The following is a 17,726-nucleotide window of genomic DNA, read 5'->3' as shown; positions in this document are numbered from 1 at the left end:
GTCTACCGCTTCGCCAGCTTCTTACTGGGCATCTTCCGCAACCGCACCGACTCCGGAGTCACCTCCACCAGCTCATCGGAGTCAATATATTCCAAGGCCCGCTCCAGACTCATGTCAGCCGGGGTCTGCAGCTGCACCAACTCATCGCCAGTGGCGGAGCGATGGTTCGTCAGCTGTTTGGTCTTACAGACATTCAGTTCCAGGTCTTGAGGACGATTGTGCTCACCCACGATCATGCCCTTATAGACCTTGGTGCCTGGGGTAATGAAGAAGACGCCGCGATCCTCGGCATTCTTAAGGGCGTAGAAGGTGGTGACGCCCGCTTCGAAAGCAATCAACACCCCATTGCGACGGGTCTCCACCTCGCCGGACATGGGGCGATAGTCCAAGAAGCTGTGGTTCATGATGCCATCCCCCCGGGTCAGGCGCATGAACTCGCCACGAAAGCCGATCAGCCCCCGAGCCGGAATCACGAATTCCAGCGTGGCCCGACCATCCCCCATCACCCGCATATCCTGCATTTCGCCGCGGCGCTGTCCCAGGCGCTCGATGCAGCCGCCCATGCCGTCCTCGGGCACATCTAGGGCCAACAGCTCATAGGGCTCACAGGGTTGGCCATTCACCTCTCGGTAGATCACCTGGGGCTGGGACACCTGAAACTCGTAGCCCTCCCGCCGCATATTCTCGATCAAAATGCCCAGGTGCAATTCGCCGCGACCGGAGACGGCAAAGCGATCGGGGGAGTCGGTCTCTTCCACCCGCAGGGCCACATTAGTCTCCAGCTCGCGCATCAGCCGATCCCGTAGCTGCCGGGAGGTGACGTAATCCCCTTCCTGGCCGGCAAAGGGGGAATCATTCACTGCAAAGGTCATCTGCAGCGTCGGTTCATCGACTTTGATCAGGGGCAGGGCTAGGGGCTCATCGGGGCAAGCAATGGTTTCGCCGATGTTGGCATCGGCAAAGCCGGCGATGGCCACGATGTTACCGGCAGAGGCTGAATCAATCTCGATGCGAGCCAGCCCTTCGAAGCCCATGAGCTTACTAATCTTGGCCCTGATGATCTCGCCCCCTTCCTTAATCAGGCTGGCCTGTTGGCCCATCTGCACCGTGCCGTTATGGATCTTGCCGATGACAATGCGGCCTAGATAATCGGAGTAGTCCAGGGTGGTCACCTGCAGCTGCAGCGGCTTCTCGGGATCGCCGATGGGGGGGGGGACATGGTCCAGGATGGCCTCGAATAGAGGTTGCATATCCTGACTGTCATCCTCTAAGTCAGCCTTGGCAAAGCCCGATAGCCCCGAGGCAAAGAGATAGGGAAATTCACACTGATCGTCATCGGCCCCTAGCTCGATGAATAAATCCAGCACCTTGTCCACGGCCCCGTAGGGATCGGCCTGGGGCCGGTCAATCTTATTCACCACCACAATCGGGCGCAGTCCCTTCTCTAGGGCCTTCTTCAAGACAAAGCGAGTCTGGGGCATGGGGCCTTCGTTGGCATCCACGATCAGAATGCAGCCGTCTACCATGCCCAACACCCGCTCCACCTCACCGCCGAAGTCGGCGTGGCCCGGGGTATCGACGATGTTGATCAGGGTGTCCTTGTAGTGAACGGCAGTATTCTTAGAGAGAATCGTGATCCCCCGTTCCCGCTCCAGGTCGTTGGAGTCCATGACACAGTCAGGCACCTCCTCGCCCTCCCGAAAGATGCCCGACTGCTTTAACAGGGCATCGACGAGGGTGGTCTTGCCGTGGTCAACGTGGGCAATGATGGCGACATTGCGAATGGGAAGAGACATGGTGAAATCTGACTCAAGGTCAGGAGCGAGGGTGATCGAGTCAGCCGAACTGACACTCAAGCATAAATTCAAGAAGATTTAAAAATTGTAACTCAATGCTGCCATGGACCACGGCTGGCTCAACCAGGGAATGGCGCTGGGCCGAAATCCCTGGAAGGCCGTGGGGTAGGATAGATCAGGTCGTTGCCAGATCTCCCTTGACGTCGTTGTTTTGAGCCGCCATTCAGCGCCCAGCTCGTCCTCGAAATCCCCGTTGCCCACCATCGGTTGGCGGGAGTGGTTATCTCTACCCGAGTTAGGGGTGCCAGGCCTGAAGGCCAAGATCGACACCGGAGCGCGCTCGTCTGCCCTGCATGCCTTTGACGTGGAACAGATTGAGCGCCAAGGGATCGTTCGGGTCCGTTTTAAGATTCATCCCCTGCAGCGGAGCACGACAGAGGTAATTACGGCGGAGGCCGATCTGGTGGATCAACGCACCGTGCGTAGCTCAGTGGGCCATGAGCAGCTGCGCCCGGTCATCCATACTCTGGTGGAGTTAGGGGAGTGGCGGTGGTCGATTGAGTTGACGTTAACCAATCGCGATGTCATGGGGTTCCGCATGTTGCTGGGGCGCCAGGCCATGCGGCAGCGGTTTTTAGTCGATCCAGGCCGCTCTTTTCTGCACAGTCCCCATGCTGGTCCGATGCCCAAGTAGACACCACGGATATAGGTAGGAATGAAAATCGCCATTTTGTCTCGGGACGGGTCGTTATATTCCACCAAGCGCCTGAAGGAAACGGGGGTAGAGCGTGGTCATGATGTCTTCGTCATCGATCATCTGCGCTGTTACATGGACATTACTGCCCACAGCCCTAAGGTCTTGTATCAAGGGAAACCTTTAGTCGATATTGATGCCGTCATTCCTCGCATCGGTGCCTCCTCCACTTTCTATGGCACCGCGGTGGTGCGCCAGTTTGAAATCATGGGAGTGTTTACGGCCAATACCTCCCAGGCGATTTCCCGCTCCCGGGATAAGCTGCGCTGTTTACAGATTCTCTCCCGCCGTGGCATTGGCCTGCCGGTAACCGGGTTTGCCCACTCTACTAAGGACATTGACGGCCTGATTGAACTCGTGGGTGGCACGCCGCTGGTGATCAAGCTGCTGGAGGGCACCCAGGGCATTGGTGTGGTCCTGGCCGAGACTGATCAGGCGGCCAAGTCAGTGATCGAAGCCTTCCGGGGGCTAGATGCCAACATCTTGGTGCAGGAATACATCAAAGAAGCCAAGGGCATGGATATTCGCTGCTTTGTCGTTGGTGAGAAGGTGGTGGCCTCTATGAAGCGCCAGGGAGCCCCGGGGGAGTTTCGCTCGAATCTGCACCGCGGTGGCACCGCCGAGAAGCTGCGCCTGACTCCGGAGGAACGCAGCACCGCCATCCGCGCCGCCAAGGCCATGGGCCTGCGTGTTGCCGGGGTGGATCTGTTACGCTCCAACCATGGGCCGGTGGTGATGGAGGTAAACTCGTCACCGGGACTGGAGGGCATTGAACAGGCCACCGGAGTGGACGTAGCCGGCAAGATCATGGCCTTCGTGGAGAAGAGCGCCCAGGAGAAAAGCCCCAGAGGCGCCAATGCCGAGGGCAGCCAGGATCGGATTAAATACTGAGGCGTTGGTAGACAGAGACCTGACTCATGCAGCCACTGCCTGGAGCTCTGGAGGAGTAGCAGCCCCTGCAAAAAGTCCGCCAGAATCGACCAGGTCGATGGCAACGCATGGGGGCTTTTCATTGCTGCCATATCAATCACCTGGCCTCGATTAACTCGACCCGTCGCCCTTCGAAGAAACCGAGCTCTGCCATGCGATAGTACTCGTGACGAGTCCACACATGCACCTGGGGGTGGGTGATGGATGCCATAGAGAGGGTCTCCTTGGCCGCTTACCCATGCTGAGGTGAACTGAGAGCAATGGCTGACAACTGGGCAGATGTCTGGGGTAGTGTTGTCAGTGTATTGCTAGTGCTTTCCAGGGCTCTAGCCTTGTCGAAATTCTATCTAACCTCGTAGGATTGCCTGGGATGAGACGTGCGAGGGTCATTGGCTAAGCCGTCTCAGAGGGGCTAGACCGGTCCTATCCATGTTTTAAGCGCACCTTTCTGGTGGATCCGAGCACCTTTTTGGTACTCCCGCTCACCCTTAGGGTGGACCCGAGCACCTTTTTGCTGCTCTCATCCACCTTTTGGGTGCATCCACTCACCTTTATGGTGCGTTCGCTCACCTTTGCCCCGCTAGGAGGCCAGTAATTCTCATTATGGAAATGGATCGCTTATGCCCTCCCATTTGATTCAGACTCCCTTTCTCGGTACGATGCAATGATGCAATCGATGGATCGAACGGCCTGTGCGCACAATCGTTATTGCCGGTAATTGGAAAATGAACAAGACCCAGGCGGAGGCCCTGGAGTTCTTGAAGGGATTTATGGGGCAGATGGAGACCGCTCCAGATGAGCGAGAGGTGGTTCTCTGTGCCCCGTTTACCGCCCTCAGCGCCCTCTCTAAACACCTCCATGGGGGCTTGATTAAGGTGGGAGCCCAGAATATCCACTGGGAAGACTCGGGAGCCTTCACTGGCGAAATTTCCGGAGATATGCTGGTGGAGTTGGGCGTTCGCTATGTCATCGTGGGCCATAGCGAGCGACGGCAGTACTTTGGTGAGACTGACGAAACCGTAAACCAGCGACTCCAGGCAGCCCAACGCCATGGGCTGAAACCGATCCTCTGTGTGGGAGAAACGAAGCAGCAGCGGGATGCTGGAGAGACGGAAGCGGTGATTCGCCAGCAGCTGTCTCGGGATTTGGTGGATATTGACCAGAGCAATTTGGTGGTGGCCTATGAACCGATTTGGGCCATCGGTACTGGGGACACCTGTGAAGCTAAGGAGGCAAACCGAGTCATTGGCTTGATTCGGCAACAATTGAGCGATCCGAATGTGTCGATTCAGTATGGCGGCTCGGTGAAGCCCGGCAACATTGATGACATCATGGCTCAACCGGAGATTGACGGGGCTTTAGTGGGGGGAGCCAGCTTGGATCCGGAGGGCTTTGCTCGCATTGTGAATTATCAATAAGAAGGCTCAAAGACTCCCGATTTTGATCGGGATCTGTGCTCTCAGGCGCTGTAGGCTTAAGAGGACATTTGGAAACTCAGCTGAAAGGCCTCTAGGGTAGGCGTTTTAGGGTGTATGGTTTTGTTGACCAGAAGCCAGTCTGAAGCAAGGTTGCAGGGAACCTTCCAAATATCCTCTAAGCATGGTCTACAGCGGTTTTGTGTGCTCCCATGGCTGATTTAAGGCGGCGGCACTTCCTACAACTCATGGGGGGAATGGCGGCAGCGCTAGGGCTAAGCCAGGCCCAGCTGGTGTATCAGGCGCAGCGCCATGGTCGGGTGTTGGCCCAGCAGACGCCCCGCAAGCTGGCGTTATTGGTGGGAATCAATGAGTACCCTGAGGATGGGTTGATTCCCCCCCTATTGGGATGCCTGACCGATGTGGAGTTGCAATACCACCTATTAGTGCATCGCTTTGGGTTCAAGCCTGAGGACATTGTCACAGTCACCGATCAGCAGGCCACCCGTACCGGCATCCTCACGGCCTTTGAAGAGCATTTGATTCAGCAGGCTCGGCCAGGGGATGTGGTGGTGTTTCATTACTCGGGCCATGGTTCCCGGGTGTTGGACCCCGATCAGGACCATCCCGATGGCCTCAATAGCACTCTAGTGCCGGTGGATAGCCCCCTGCCGCAGGGGTTTCCAGAATCCGGCGGCGTGGTTCAAGATATCACCGGCCATACGTTGTTTTTGTTGATAGCGGCCCTGGCCACAGATCAGGTGACGGTGGTGTTGGATAGTTGCCACTCCGGTGGGGGGACCCGGGGCAATGTGCGGATTCGTGCCCGCAGTGGTGGCGGCCAGCTGCAGATGAGTCCGGAGGAGTTGGCCTATCAGGAAAGTTGGTTATCGCGATTGGATCTCTCGCCCCAGGCGTTTATCCGGCGGCGGCGCCAGGGAATTGCCCAGGGAGTTGCGATCGCATCCACCCGTCGCGATCAATATGCCGCGGATGCCCCCTTCGAAGACTTTTACGCCGGCGCCTTCACCTATCTGTTGACCCAATACCTCTGGCAGCAGACGGGAGCAGAGCCCTTTAACAGTGCCCTGCCCAATGTGGCCCGCAGCACCACCCAGCTTTCCTTCAGTGGCCAAGAGCCTCAACTGGAAGTCGCCCCCGGCCAAGACCATGGTCAACGACCCATCTACTTCGTGGGCGAGGTCGCCCCCCCAGCCGAGGCCGTGATTACCCAGATTCAGGGGCGGCAAGCAGAAGTGTGGCTGGGCGGCATTGATCCCCGTAGCCTGGAAGCCTTTCAGCAGAATGCCTTACTCAGCACCATCGATGCCAACGGTGACGAGCAGGGCTTCCTGCAATTGAGCGAACGCCAGGGGCTGATTGGCCGTGGTACCCTGCTACGGGAAGGACAGCCCGGCACCCTCCTGCAGGAAAGGGTACGGGGCGTCCCGACAGATGTGTCGCTGCGCCTTGGTCTCGATCCGTCGCTGGGAGACGACCTAGATGCTGCAGCTCAAACGCTTGGCCAATGGCCTCGCATTCAACCGCTGCCCTTGGGCCAGGGGGAAGTGCACTACATTCTGGGGCGGATGTTGCCGGCTTCTCGAGCGGACCTGGCGGTCGCCCAGCCACTGCCTCCCGATCACAGTCTGGGGCTGTTTTCTCAGGAACTGGAACCCCTGCCGGGTTCCTTCGGCCATCCTGGGGAAGACCTGGATGCCGCCCTGGCTCGTCTGCAGGGGAAGGTGCAATCCCTGCTGGCCGCTCGCCTGGTGAAGTTGATTTTGAATCCGGGGGCCTCTCGTCTGGATGTGGCCGTGACCATGAGCCCAGAAGGCGGTGATGCCATTGTGGCCAATGCCGTTACCGTGCGGGGGAGTCCCACCCCACCGGCTCCCCGCCCCCAGGTGCGGCAATTGGCGGTGGGTCAGGGCATTCAGTTTCGGATTGAGAACCGGGAAGCCCGCGATCTCTACCTCAGTGTCCTGGTCATCGATGCCACTGGCGAGATGGCGGTGCTGTTTCCCAACCAATGGACCGCTGCCAGCGATGTCACTCGTCTGGGGGCCGGGCAAACGCTCTACCTGCCCCATCCCGGCCGCGATCCCTTCCGCCTGGTCACCCAGGAGCCTCGAGGTGCTACGGAAGTGCTGGTGATTGCCAGTAGCGCGCCCTTAGATCAGGCCCTGCGAGCCCTGCGAGAGCTGGCCTCCCAATCGGGACAGACCCGGGGACCTGTGGGCTTAGAGGATCCAACCCAGGTAGTGGACAGCCTGCTGAGTGATTTGAGCCGTTCCCCGTCAGAGCAAGCGGATACCTTGGCCATTGATGCCCGGCAACTGGCGGCCTTAGCCATCAGCTTTGATGTGATTTGAGCCGGCAACTGGAGGGCTACGCCGCCGGAAAGCCTGGCCAGCCCTCTAGGGGATCCGTGGAGCTCACCCGATGCATGCCGGCGTCGGCAAAGCGCTGGAAGGCGTCATCGGCTTGCTGGGTAAAGTCCACTACCCCGGGTACCACCACCGGTGAGGTGCAATCTTCTAGCAAATAGATCTTCTGGGCCAAGGTGCGATGGCCCTGCACCGGTCTAGCCCCTTTGGGGCGGCTGCGCCAATGATCATCGCGAGTGGTGATCTCGTCCAAGAGATCGGAGATGGTCCAGGCGACACAGTGGCTCTTGGCTTGCCCGGCAATGATGATGGCGTCGAAACTCAGTAGGGTTTCTAAGAACTCCGTATTCTTTTGGGCGATGGCGTCGCCCTGGCTGTTTTCTAAGACCTCGGGCCGCAACACCGAGTAATTTTCCGTCAAGGGATTGCCCCCCTTAATCTCGAAGCGGGTTTGGCTGGCCCGGGCCAGGTCGTGAAAAAAGCAAGCTTCTTCCACCGCTGACACTAGGGCATGGCCGATACCCCCCAGCATGGAGTGATAGGGCCAAATGGTCAGGGGATATTTGCTGTCGAGGTTCAGCTGCTTAGTATAGTGCAGGGCATAGCGCTGTAGCTCGTCGTAGCTGATATGGGGCAGGGTATCTGCCACCGCTGGATTGACTCGCCATTTCCCCTGTTTCACCTCGTCATAGCTGATGGAGGTCATGGGGGGGGGCAGATTGCCGTCCTCGTCTACCCAAAACCGGGCATGAAAGACCTGATTCGAGGTATGGGTATCCAGGGTGGCGGCAATCTGGGTGATGCGGCCGAGGTGGCGATAGATGAATTCGCAGAGACGGCGATTGTCGTCCACAGCGCCCTGACCCGAACGCCCGGCCACGAATAGCTCGAAGCCAGGAATACAGAAGGTGTTCTGCACATCCACCAGCAGCAGGCAAATGCGGCGGGCATCTTGGGACACTGGAGCGATGCCTTGCTTCTCGGCCCAGGCTTGGGCCTGTTGAGCCCGCTCTTGATAGGGCACCCGCCAGACTTCTCCCACCCGAGTGGGGTCGAAGAAAGCTGGAATCGGCAGTTCAGTGGCAAGGGGCATGGACACCTCCTGGATGCGATTATTGAGGGGCTATACCAGTTTTAGAGTGTTCCAGCTAAATACTCAGCCAAGGGCTGGCTGAACAGGCCAGATAGGCTGAGTTCAATAGCCTAGATCAGAATATTTTTTTAGATGGAATACTCTTAGTCTATTAAAGCGATTGACCGGCCCCGGGGAAACCATCCTTGGGCAGACTTGGCCCCAGACCATAGGCGGCCATGAAGCGGTGAACGGGAGGATCAAGGTGGCCAACGGCTGTTTGCCCGGTGAGTTGGGCGATGGTGGCGAGGTCGAAGTTTCCCAGGCCAAAGGCATCTTGCAGATCGCCGAGCATCAACACCCGATAGAGGTGTTTTCTGGATGCGGGAAGGATTGTAGCCCAGTTGCGCCGCGAGGGAATCGGGGATTTGCAGGGAGCCAGCTTCGCTGATGACAGGCAGGGTGGAGAAGGTGATGTGGCCCCAGTCGGGGACAAGTGCCCCGTTGTAGACGGTGGAGGGGATATGCTCGTCCCAGACTTCAGCGTGAGCTGGGGGAAGCCCAAAGATAGGGGCCAGCAGCAGGATGAGGGCTAAAATCCTGACGAGGAGAAGGGCGGTTAGATTTTTGGGAAGGCGGCTGGGCATGACTCCCAGGGCGAGGGGTGGAGGATGGGTTCCCTCGGAGGCCCTTTAAGCCAAAGATTAAGGGGCGGCTATGGCAGGTTTGTGGAAAATAGGGGCAAATGTTGGGCAGCAAGTACCGAAGCTTCGGCATTCATCATGAGCATGACATGGTACATTTGCATCTATTCCGTTAACTGAACTGCCATGATTCATATCATCCGCAGCCGTGCGGAACCTGAACAAATGCGTCAGATGCTGGAGGCTCTGGGGATCTACATTAAACTGGCGGTAGATATCGAGCGCCGAATTCTGGCTGGAGGTGGGGAGCTTCATGCGGATTGCGAGCTAGTATTACTGGCTGATGGCAGCGAGCAGGCTAATGTTTGGGGCGCTGACTGGTATCCTCTCAGGCAGACGGTGGGATACGAATCGCTCATCAACATTCGTCCGAGTGCCAATAATCGGTCAATGGAAATTCAAGATTCTGGCCTGCGGGAAAATATCAGCCAAATCGTGCAGTCTCTTTTGGGTGGCGTTGAATGGCAATGAATTGGGACATTCTCAAAACACAGTATTTACAGGCCAATCGGGCAACTCAGCTGGACAGCTTGGCCTTGAATTTGACCCGGATCCAGCTCTTGGCAAAGAGCGGCACAGATGAGTCAGTGGCTCAACACCTGGTTAGAGAGAGTCAATTCTTCATTGAGTGGGCTGTCCCAAGCATTGATTTGGATTCGGATATAGCCTTTGCGACTGAGCTGGTAGATCTGCAACGATTGCTGAGTCGATGGAAGCTAAGTTGGTCAGAGCTTTGGGGAAGTGAGAGTCAGCGACAGGAGATTGCTAGACTTGCTCAGCAGTGGTGCGTTCGCCTTAGGCGGGTCGCATGACCATCGCATTCATGGACAGTGTGAATTGCTAGCGAGTTAGGAGATCTCTTTGCGAAATCGTTTCAGCACTTGGCGATCTCCATCAAGGACTTAAGTCGCTCGACTCGGTGCTGTTCCAGCCGACATTTCGCAGGTAAGAACAAAGCTGTAGGGTATTTTTTGAAGCGTTCATACCTTGAGATTTGAGTATACAGGTTCAAGACCTCAATCACCTGGGCATTGTGTCGGGCATCATTGACGAAATGGGGTTGGTCGAAGCGATTGACCGCCAATCGTGCCTCATGACCAAGCGGGACGTCCTGCTCAAGGACAGTCCCCCTCACACTACAGCTATCATCTCCAGGCCGAGGTGGTGCCCTTTCCACAGGCGATCGCAACCGTCAGCACCGTGTCATTGGTGAAACAACAGCCCTGGCCAAATAGCGGAAAATCCCGACGCCGTAGCACCTGCCCTTCGTAGATAGAGCCGACAATGTCGCCGACGATGGCACCAAGCTATGAGATGTCCCCAAGAACAGCCTTGCTTAGAGGGTAACTCGGCCTAATCCTGGAGCGATATGGTTAAGCTCACTCCCTGCAGTAGTTCCTCGGGATAGTTAGTCAGGCAGTCACGGACCATTTGATGACAAGCATCTCGATAGGCAAAGGCCGCCTCTAACTGATGCCAAGAAGGAGTTTTGCGAAACGTAATCCCCTGCTCCTTAGCCGCTCGCCGACAGCCATTAAACGAACCATAGCGCTGTACTAATTCCGCCTTGGTAATGCGCCTAACAGGTAAGGTAGGCACTGTCTGAGAGTCATCGAGCGCATTGACAGCCCCTTGAGCCACCGTATAGATGGCGGCTGCATTTTCAATATCCCGGGCCTGATTGTCCTTGAGCTGCCCTAATAATTGCGCAATGCGTCGTCTTCCCATGACTCTAACGGTCTAACAGTGAACGATTTCTAGAGGCAGGGTCATCATACATCTGAGGACGATCCCGACGATCGTCGCTGTGATGGCGATTATCCGGATTACTGCTGGGTAAGAGAGTCTGCGATGATACGGAATTCTCAGAGGGAGGCAAATCGGGGCGATCATCACGCCACCAAAGGACAATGGCTTGTACTGCTCTTAAAAAACAAAAGAATCGCGCAGGCAAAGAAATCACGCCCCATTGGGGAGGTCGCGATGCAGCCACATCAGCTACGGTATCGAAGGCTTTAGACAGCTCATCTAGGTGAGTGGCCATCGTTGTCATTTCTGCCTCTAGGGCCTGGATAGTGTGCTGATTCTCTCGGGAAATGGTCTGTTTCTCGGTGGTTAATCGCTGGATGATGCCTTGCAAACGCTGCACATCCTGTTTGACTAAAGCGGTCTTAGCCTTGTGCTCTTCATTGCGGCGCAGCAATTGAGAACGACTGCGATTCGTGAAAATCAAGCACCTACGCATCTCTTCGTAAAGACTCTCCGCCTCGGCTGGTTCCAAGTGCCTGACAGTTTTGGGAAATTCTGTGGCGGAACGTAAGCGGGATCCAGATGTTTCAGAGTCAGCCATGGTGACCCAAGGAGTATCAGCAACATTTTCATGCTGCCACAGGCAGACCGCTAGCCCAGATGATATAGAAGCAGGTTGGCCAAGACTTTAAGGTTAGATACCCGTAGCAGCAACGTAAGAGCACTTTACTCGAGGGTGATCAGGTCTTAACCGCCACCGCCACCACCGCTGGCACCACCGCCACCGCCGCTGGCACCACCACCGCCGCCAGCACCGCCGCCACCGCCGAAACCACCGCCGCCAAAGCCACCGTAGCCGCTAACGCCGCCACCGTAATAACCCCTAGAGCGGGATCTGGATTTTTTGGCATAGGAATAGGCTGGCAGCTGCGCAATCGCCCGGTAGTGGGTGCGGGAGTAGCCGCAGCGATCGCAAGAATCATGGATTTCCCGTCGTCCCTCTCGTTTGCGAGTGGGCGGTTGCGATACCCGCTGAGTGCGTCGCAAGGTAGGCCAGCCGCAACCGGGACAGCGTTTGATGCAACTATAAATCAGCAGTCCTAGGCTGGTGATGATTACCATGAACCCCAACCATTGCCAGAAGCCCTGCCTAAACTGCGGGTTTTGCCAGAGGGTGCTGACATCGATAGTTTGCAATGGCAAGGAGTCTTGCCCAGAACCAGTGCGCTGCCACTCGGGGGTCTCTAGGTTAAGAATGTCAGCAGGAAAGCTGAGTTTAACATCCAGAAACTGCTGCGGTTCCAAGGGCTGGTTAACGGCAAATTCAACCGTCGTAGGGTTGATGCGGGTTTTACTAGCGTCGACACCGGCACTCTGGAAGCGGGTTAGGTCTCCGGCCACAGCCTCTGGTACCTGCACCGTGACCTTGCCCTGTTTGATGTCGGCATGGCGGTCTGGAAATAGAGCCCGCCAATGGATTTGCCGAGACTCGCCCTGGTCACGAACGCTACCAATGACCCGATATTTGATCTCAAAGGTATGGGATTCTGGAGCCTCGAGATCATGCCGCCAGCGAATCCAGTAGTTGTTATCTTCGATGCCGGTCTGGGCGGCGAGCCGCTCGTCACCCTCGTACACTTCGACATCGGTAATCTGGTCAACTCGATCCAGCGGGATATAGCGATAGCGCTGTTCGGTGTGATCGGCGGTGAAGGTGTATGTTTGAGTTTCGCTGACCAGTAAGTCGCCATTGGGCTGTAGGACCAGATCTACAGTGATGGCATCCCAGTAAAAGGAAGAGGCTGCCTGCGCCAGTCCAATGCCCAGGGTCAGCACGCCGGCACATAGGACGATGCCCAGCCAACGGCTGATTTTTGGCAGTCTGCGAACGTTAACCATAGTGTTAAGTAGATAGCTGCTTGAGCTGAAGGCTATGTACCTTCTAAGAGTTAATTTGCACAGGGAATCTCAGGGAGCAGTCCATCCCCCTTCTGGTCAGACCTGCAGCTCTCTGCCACGGTTTGACCATGTCATGTTGGAAGGCTGATGTGACTGCCTTTCATGAAGGGTGCAAATCATCTCTAACTCAGATTCAACCCTAACCAGTGCTCCCCCTAGAGGACCCATAAGCCCGGTTAGGAATCGGGTTATGGTTGCACTGGGTAACCGGATATAGATCCCGTTGGTCCCTAGGGGCAATCCTGGTGATAACCGTCGTCAGCCAATAGCTAGCCGTAGGGTGCATCCGCGCAGCGATGCACTGTTTGCCAGCGTTAGGCCACCAGCAACTCGGCGAATTCATCGGGACGCGACCAGTAGGCGATGTCTGAAAATTCTTGCAGCAGGCTGAAGTTTTCGCTGCTCCAGACGTCGAGGGTATCGTCAAAGAGTGAAACAAAGCGAATAGGCTGGTCGCTAACTTTGTATTGCGATAGGTCATACCAGGTGGCCAGGACGTTGTTGGCCTTTTGGTTAGCGGCGGCTTTGCTGCCGGTGCTAAGCACTTCTACAAAGGAGGTGCGTCGCGGATGCCAGGTTTGAAAGTCGATTTTCAGGGCGCGACCAGAGCGGCCTAACAAGGTTTGGTCCTGCTCGAAACGGATGCGCTTCTCTGAGAGAAATTCGGCAACGTCGTCGGTGATGGAGCTAGTGGTCCGGGTTCTAGAGAGAAACCATAGATCAGCCGTGCGCAGGGCAGCCTGGGCCAGGCGGGTAAGGCCATCGGCCAGGGAAGCATCGGAGGGAATGCGCAGGGTGAGGGTGCCGCGATAGAGTTCGATGCCGTGGGTAAGGCGAATATCTTCTAGGGCCTGGGTTTGCCGCTTGGAGAGTTTTTGGTTGGCGGTCTGGCCATCAAGCCAGCGGAGGGTTTCGCCGAGATCGGTAAGGATTTGCTGACCGTCTTTTTCTTTCCAGTAGAGGTCGATGATGTCGCCGTCGGGGTAGAGATAGGGGGTCCGAATTCGGATAAAGCCATTGTTGATTTCGGCGCAGTCGTAGAGCTGTCCGATGGTTTCTGCAACGTGTTGGCAGAGGGCGGTGGTCATAGGAACAGGTCTAGCTGTGAGTCCGACGGCGGGGCCATGATGCCATTATGGGTGATGCGAGCTTCCTGGCAAAACTGTTGCCATACTTCGACAGGGTTGCTGGCAGGGGCGGTAATGTCGGGTGGAGCATAGGCTTGTTTGTCGCGGAAGGTTTCTGTCCAGCTATGTTTGTGGGTTTCGCCTACGAGGCGACCATCGGGGTTGCGGTGATCTTTGCCTAGGTCAAGGCCATAGATGCGGCAGCCTGCGGCGGGGTAGATCAGGATGTAGCTCAGAGCTGGGATGACGGGATTGTAGCTGCCTTGAATGAAAAGGTCGTGATCACTGCTGGTGATGATGTCGGCGCGGAATTGGCTCCAGAGGGTATTGTTGCTGTTGGTCCAGGTAATGTCGCCGTCGATGCGCTTTGAGGGATCATCGAGGATTTGATCAAATTCTGCCTGGGTCAGCATTTTGAACAGTGACTATCGTTTCCTCGGCGGGTGCTGCTAACCCAGGCCTGGGCGCCTTCTCCGAGCAGCGGATAGGGGGCAATGCCTTTGAGGTCGCTCCAGCGCTGTTGGAGTTCACTCACCAGCAGTTGTCGCTTGACTTTGCCGACGGCGTATTCGAGCACCTGCATTTGCTCATCCAGGGGTAGCTGATCAATCTCTTGCAGGATTTGCTGGAGTAGGGGACTCATGGTTTTGGGGCGATTTCGCGTTTTTTAAGCGTAGTTGAGTAAGGCACGCCAAGGGATTGAAAATTTTGAATTTTGCACTTCTCATCTCTTCTACCTTTGGCACTGCGCCACTTCGCTAGCTGAGCGGAGTCGTTCGCTTTGCGTCTCTCGAAGGGAGAAAGCTTGCTCCCCTGCCCCCTTGCCCCCTTGCCCCCCTGCCCTTCTTAATCCCAAGTCTTCTGCCGCAGCTCCTCAACAAGGGCTTTGGCCTCTTCGAGGTTATTGAACCATCCTCTATCGACAAATACTTGAGGCAGCTGATCGCAGTCTCGGTCTTTGTCAATCTGGATATCAGTTGGCAGCGAAGCATTGCAGAGATAGGGAGGGTTTTCCCCCTGCAGCTGATCAACAGATAGATGTTGAGCTGCTTGTAAATCCAGGCCAAAAAATATGGCCTCGCTGAGGTTAGCAGCGCCGAGGTCGGCATCACTAAGGTCGGTGTTACTGAGGAAGGCGTAGCGGAGATCGGCGGCGATGAGGTTAGCGTCGCTGAGGTCGGCATCACTGAGGTCGACGGAGCTGAGGTTGGCGCCGCTGAGTTCGACGTAGCTGAGGTCGGTGTTCATGAGACTGGCACCGCTGAGGTCAGCAGTGATGAGGTCAGCGTAGCTGAGGTCGGCGTTGCTGAGGTTGGCGTTTTCTAGTGGAGCTTCCCAGAGGGGATGACAGTTGCCAAACAGCCGTTCTGTAATGTACGTAGGCAGCCAATTCATTGATCGCTGTTCAGCGCACCCGGCCACAAGTTCCTGCAGGGCGCGGCGCTCAGCAATAGTGCCTTCTTGCTCTGTTATGCGATCCAAGTTGGCTTCAATCCGGCTCTGGCGAAGGCTGTGTTCCACCACAGGAATCAGTACCAGGGCCGGAATAATCAGCCAGCTGGCGGTCTTGAGCCGATCCCAGTTCCGCTGTTGCCGGCTTTTCTGAATAAACGCTTTCGCTGCATCCGACAGTGGAAAGGTATCCGCCCGCCGTTTTTGAAACTGCATCGCCTCAATCAGCGGCAGGCCCTGCAGCAGGTATCCCTTCGCTTTCTCCCGTTCCTGCCAGGTGACGGCGCTGGCTTCGATGCGGCGCTGCTGTCTGAGCAGGTCGCGGTTTTGTTCGATCCACTGTCGCAGGAGTCGCCAGTGGCGGATTAGGGCTTCGTGGGCGACATCGACGATCGCCCGTCGTTCTGCCGCTTGTCCTTTGCCTACTACTTCGCTGGTTACTAGCAGCCGGTTGTCGGGGTCGGTCAGGGTCTCGATTACGGTCTTCACCCGGTCGGCGGGATGCAGGGGCTCGGCGATCAGGTTGTCTAAAAACACGCGGCGGCGGGTGTCTTCGGTGCCTTCTCCCAGCTGGGTCAGCTGCTGAAACACATGCTGCACGGTGCGCTGCTGGTCGGGGTCGAAGCTCTCATAAACCTTGGTGGCTCGCTTGTCGAGGGTGCCGCTGATGCCGCCCAGGGCCTGGTAGGTGGCGAGCTGCAGGGTGTTGCCCTGGCGCTGCTGCCACAGAGCTTTGAGGGTGTACTGCAGCAGGGGCAGGCTGCCGGGGGCACCGTCGATGTCGTTCAAGATTTCGGTCACCAGGGCGGGCTCGACGCTCAAATTCACCTGCTCGGCGGGTTTGCAGATGGCAGCTTCGAGTTCCTCGGGCTTCAGGGGCAGCACGCTGACCATGTGGGTCTGCACCTGCTGGGCTAGGCCGCTGTATTCGTGCGCTCCAGGCATTTTGCCCACGAAGTCGGCCCGCATGGCAATCACTACGCAGAGCTTGTCGGTGGTATCGGCGACGGCCCCCATCAGGCAGGCGAAGAACTGTTCCCGCTCCGCTGGGTTCTGGCAGCGGGTAAACACCTCCTCAAACTGGTCAATCACCAGAATCACCCCGGGGGCGCTGGAGGCCTGCACCAGGCGCTGTAGCCCGGCGCTGCCTTCCCCCAGCAGGCCTTCGGCCTTGCCCAGGGCCTCGGCCCGGTCCAGATCCGAGAGCCCTTCCTCTACAAAGGCCAGGGCCAGGTTTTTCATCGGCTGCCGGTCCGGGCGGGTGAGGCAGATGCGCCACTGGTCGCTACCGGCGATCCGGCGTCCCAGCTTGAGCTGGTGCAGCAGTCCGGCCCGCAGCACGGAGGACTTGCCATTACCGGAGGCCCCCACCAGGGCCAGGAAGGGGCGGGTCCGCACGTGGTCCAGCAGCTGACTCACCAGCTGTTCTCGACCGAAGAAGTATTTGGGGTCTTCGTCGTTGCAGTCGAAGAACTCCAGCCCTTTGTAGGGGCAGATGTCGGTGGCGATCGCCCCCTCCGCCCGCTCCACCGGCACCTGCCAGCTGCGGGTGAGGTTAATCGCCTCGCCAAAGTTGGTGCAGACCGGGGTCTGCAGCTCTCCGGTCAGGGCCTGATGCACATGGGCCACCAGGTCCGCCGTATTCACCCAGCGCCCCGGTGATTTGGTCGGGTCGAGGCCATCCAGTAGGGCTTTGGTGAGGGTGCTGTAGGGGCTGTTGAGGTCTTCCCACGATCGCTCGAAGTCGCGGGAGGAGGCAATGAAGCAGCGATCGCGGCTGGCGCTGTTGCCGGGGTTGGCGGCCCCCACGTCGACGATGATGGAGCCGCTGTGACAGCAGTCGAGCCAGATGATCTGCTGCGGGATCGGGCTCTCGGAGAGCAGCCACTGGAGCCAGCGCAGGGAGAGGCCAGAGCGGGGCCGGTCGGGGTGGGTGTCGCTGGTGGCCAGGTAGCCTTTGTAGAAGCCTTCTTCGTCAGCAATCCCATGACCAGAGAAGTAAAACAGAGCCGTTTCAGGGAGTTGAGTGCTTTTGGGTAGAAAGAGTTGCTTCAGCGCCTGTTCTAGCTGAGTCTGAGTGATGGTCTGGGTTTCAGCCATCACCGGCTGATTCACGTCGCCGGGTTGGATGCGCTCGGGCAGGCGGGTGACTTTGAAGTCGCCGTCTTGCTCTAGCCGCTGGGCGATCGCCTCGGCGTCGGTGGCGGGGGCTTTGAGGGAGGTGAGATGGTGGTAGGGGTTGATGCCGACGATCAGAGCGTTGCGACTCATCGTGGATGCCTAGGGGGCCTAGGGGTTAGTCATAGACTACAGGGAGAGAGTTGTATTTTCGGAGAAATTAAAGCGTCCTCTCTCCTCGTTACCTTGCTGCTGCTTTC

Annotated in this window: 15 protein-coding genes and 2 pseudogenes; 6 read left to right on the top strand and 11 right to left on the bottom strand. The window is 57.3% G+C overall.

The window, feature by feature from the left end; genetic code table 11:
- Positions 1 to 2: 2 nt before the first annotated feature.
- Positions 3 to 1,796 (bottom strand): translational GTPase TypA, encoded by a 1,794-nt coding sequence (typA, locus tag XM38_RS00650; RefSeq protein WP_088431469.1) that lies wholly within the window; start codon positions 1,794 to 1,796, stop codon positions 3 to 5.
- A gap of 253 nt (positions 1,797 to 2,049) precedes the next feature.
- Between typA and XM38_RS00645 the strand changes: the two genes are divergently transcribed.
- The 4 genes from XM38_RS00645 (at position 2,050) to XM38_RS00630 (ending at position 7,270) form a co-directional block, all read left to right on the top strand.
- Positions 2,050 to 2,490, top strand: coding sequence for an ATP-dependent zinc protease family protein (locus XM38_RS00645; protein ID WP_225889131.1), 441 nt, complete (start codon positions 2,050 to 2,052; stop codon positions 2,488 to 2,490).
- 21 nt (positions 2,491 to 2,511) lie between these two features.
- Positions 2,512 to 3,441 carry a 30S ribosomal protein S6--L-glutamate ligase gene (gene rimK, locus XM38_RS00640; protein WP_088428823.1) on the top strand — a complete coding sequence of 310 codons (930 nt, stop codon included), beginning with the start codon at positions 2,512 to 2,514 and terminating at the stop codon, positions 3,439 to 3,441.
- A gap of 731 nt (positions 3,442 to 4,172) precedes the next feature.
- A complete protein-coding gene (gene tpiA, locus XM38_RS00635; protein WP_080812382.1) occupies positions 4,173 to 4,898 on the top strand; it encodes a triose-phosphate isomerase in 726 nt (241 codons plus the stop codon).
- A 209-nt stretch (positions 4,899 to 5,107) separates the two neighbouring features.
- Positions 5,108 to 7,270 (top strand): caspase family protein, encoded by a 2,163-nt coding sequence (locus tag XM38_RS00630; RefSeq protein ID WP_080812381.1) that lies wholly within the window; start codon positions 5,108 to 5,110, stop codon positions 7,268 to 7,270.
- Between the two features lie 16 nt (positions 7,271 to 7,286).
- On the opposite strand, the gene XM38_RS00625 is transcribed toward XM38_RS00630, so the two are convergent.
- Positions 7,287 to 8,378 carry a cysteine hydrolase family protein gene (locus XM38_RS00625; RefSeq protein ID WP_088428821.1) on the bottom strand — a complete coding sequence of 364 codons (1,092 nt, stop codon included), beginning with the start codon at positions 8,376 to 8,378 and terminating at the stop codon, positions 7,287 to 7,289.
- Between the two features lie 151 nt (positions 8,379 to 8,529).
- Positions 8,530 to 8,712, bottom strand: coding sequence for a hypothetical protein (locus XM38_RS26625; RefSeq protein WP_225889130.1), 183 nt, complete (start codon positions 8,710 to 8,712; stop codon positions 8,530 to 8,532).
- A 475-nt stretch (positions 8,713 to 9,187) separates the two neighbouring features.
- Between XM38_RS26625 and XM38_RS00615 the strand changes: the two genes are divergently transcribed.
- On the top strand, positions 9,188 to 9,532 hold the full coding sequence (locus XM38_RS00615; RefSeq protein ID WP_088428819.1) for a DUF5674 family protein: 345 nt from the start codon (positions 9,188 to 9,190) through the stop codon (positions 9,530 to 9,532).
- A gap of 523 nt (positions 9,533 to 10,055) precedes the next feature.
- Positions 10,056 to 10,145, top strand: a pseudogene (locus tag XM38_RS29320) (DUF4277 domain-containing protein); the annotation flags it as partial.
- 94 nt (positions 10,146 to 10,239) lie between these two features.
- On the opposite strand, the pseudogene XM38_RS28500 reads toward XM38_RS29320, so the two are convergent.
- The 8 genes and pseudogenes from XM38_RS28500 to XM38_RS00565 all read right to left on the bottom strand — a co-directional run.
- Positions 10,240 to 10,359, bottom strand: a pseudogene (locus tag XM38_RS28500) (ADP-ribosylglycohydrolase family protein); the annotation flags it as partial.
- Positions 10,360 to 10,414: 55 nt separating this feature from the next.
- Entirely contained in the window at positions 10,415 to 10,789 is a 375-nt protein-coding gene (locus XM38_RS00595) for a hypothetical protein (RefSeq protein WP_202978803.1), read from the bottom strand.
- A gap of 4 nt (positions 10,790 to 10,793) precedes the next feature.
- On the bottom strand, positions 10,794 to 11,411 hold the full coding sequence (locus tag XM38_RS00590) for a hypothetical protein (protein ID WP_088428817.1): 618 nt from the start codon (positions 11,409 to 11,411) through the stop codon (positions 10,794 to 10,796).
- Between the two features lie 146 nt (positions 11,412 to 11,557).
- Positions 11,558 to 12,709 (bottom strand): DUF2207 domain-containing protein, encoded by a 1,152-nt coding sequence (locus XM38_RS00585; protein ID WP_080812374.1) that lies wholly within the window; start codon positions 12,707 to 12,709, stop codon positions 11,558 to 11,560.
- Positions 12,710 to 13,083: 374 nt separating this feature from the next.
- The gene (locus XM38_RS00580) at positions 13,084 to 13,857 is read right to left on the bottom strand and encodes a DUF1828 domain-containing protein (protein WP_080812372.1); all 774 of its coding nucleotides are present in this window, start codon (positions 13,855 to 13,857) and stop codon (positions 13,084 to 13,086) included.
- Positions 13,854 to 14,309 carry a DUF6978 family protein gene (locus tag XM38_RS00575; RefSeq protein ID WP_080812370.1) on the bottom strand — a complete coding sequence of 152 codons (456 nt, stop codon included), beginning with the start codon at positions 14,307 to 14,309 and terminating at the stop codon, positions 13,854 to 13,856. Before XM38_RS00575 ends, XM38_RS00580 begins: the two co-directional genes overlap by 4 nt.
- On the bottom strand, positions 14,303 to 14,539 hold the full coding sequence (locus XM38_RS00570) for a hypothetical protein (RefSeq protein WP_080812369.1): 237 nt from the start codon (positions 14,537 to 14,539) through the stop codon (positions 14,303 to 14,305). The genes XM38_RS00575 and XM38_RS00570 overlap by 7 nt, the downstream gene beginning before the upstream one ends.
- Before the next feature lie 203 nt (positions 14,540 to 14,742).
- The gene (locus tag XM38_RS00565; protein WP_088428815.1) at positions 14,743 to 17,619 is read right to left on the bottom strand and encodes an nSTAND1 domain-containing NTPase; all 2,877 of its coding nucleotides are present in this window, start codon (positions 17,617 to 17,619) and stop codon (positions 14,743 to 14,745) included.
- Positions 17,620 to 17,726: the final 107 nt, after the last annotated feature.

The sequence above is a fragment of the Halomicronema hongdechloris C2206 genome (assembly GCF_002075285.3).
In the GTDB taxonomy this organism is placed as follows: Bacteria; Cyanobacteriota; Cyanobacteriia; order Phormidesmidales; family Phormidesmidaceae; genus Halomicronema_B; species Halomicronema_B hongdechloris.
The sequence above is the reverse complement of the archived record's forward strand: the minus strand, read 5'-3'. Positions and strand labels throughout refer to the sequence as shown.

Excerpts from the sequence above, each read along its gene's own strand:
- typA (WP_088431469.1), bottom strand. The coding sequence starts at position 1,796 with ATGTCTCTTCCCATTCGCAATGTCGCCATCATTGCCCACGTTGACCAC.
- XM38_RS00570 (WP_080812369.1), bottom strand. The coding sequence starts at position 14,539 with ATGAGTCCCCTACTCCAGCAAATCCTGCAAGAGATTGATCAGCTACCC.
- XM38_RS26625 (WP_225889130.1), bottom strand. The coding sequence starts at position 8,712 with ATGCTCGGCGATCTGCAAGATGCCTTTGGCCTGGGAAACTTCGACCTC.
- XM38_RS00595 (WP_202978803.1), bottom strand. The coding sequence starts at position 10,789 with ATGGGAAGACGACGCATTGCGCAATTATTAGGGCAGCTCAAGGACAAT.
- XM38_RS00625 (WP_088428821.1), bottom strand. The coding sequence starts at position 8,378 with ATGCCCCTTGCCACTGAACTGCCGATTCCAGCTTTCTTCGACCCCACT.
- XM38_RS00615 (WP_088428819.1), top strand. The coding sequence starts at position 9,188 with ATGATTCATATCATCCGCAGCCGTGCGGAACCTGAACAAATGCGTCAG.
- XM38_RS00565 (WP_088428815.1), bottom strand. The coding sequence starts at position 17,619 with ATGAGTCGCAACGCTCTGATCGTCGGCATCAACCCCTACCACCATCTC.
- XM38_RS00575 (WP_080812370.1), bottom strand. The coding sequence starts at position 14,309 with ATGCTGACCCAGGCAGAATTTGATCAAATCCTCGATGATCCCTCAAAG.
- XM38_RS00580 (WP_080812372.1), bottom strand. The coding sequence starts at position 13,857 with ATGACCACCGCCCTCTGCCAACACGTTGCAGAAACCATCGGACAGCTC.
- XM38_RS00590 (WP_088428817.1), bottom strand. The coding sequence starts at position 11,411 with ATGGCTGACTCTGAAACATCTGGATCCCGCTTACGTTCCGCCACAGAA.
- rimK (WP_088428823.1), top strand. The coding sequence starts at position 2,512 with ATGAAAATCGCCATTTTGTCTCGGGACGGGTCGTTATATTCCACCAAG.
- XM38_RS00630 (WP_080812381.1), top strand. The coding sequence starts at position 5,108 with ATGGCTGATTTAAGGCGGCGGCACTTCCTACAACTCATGGGGGGAATG.
- XM38_RS00585 (WP_080812374.1), bottom strand. The coding sequence starts at position 12,709 with ATGGTTAACGTTCGCAGACTGCCAAAAATCAGCCGTTGGCTGGGCATC.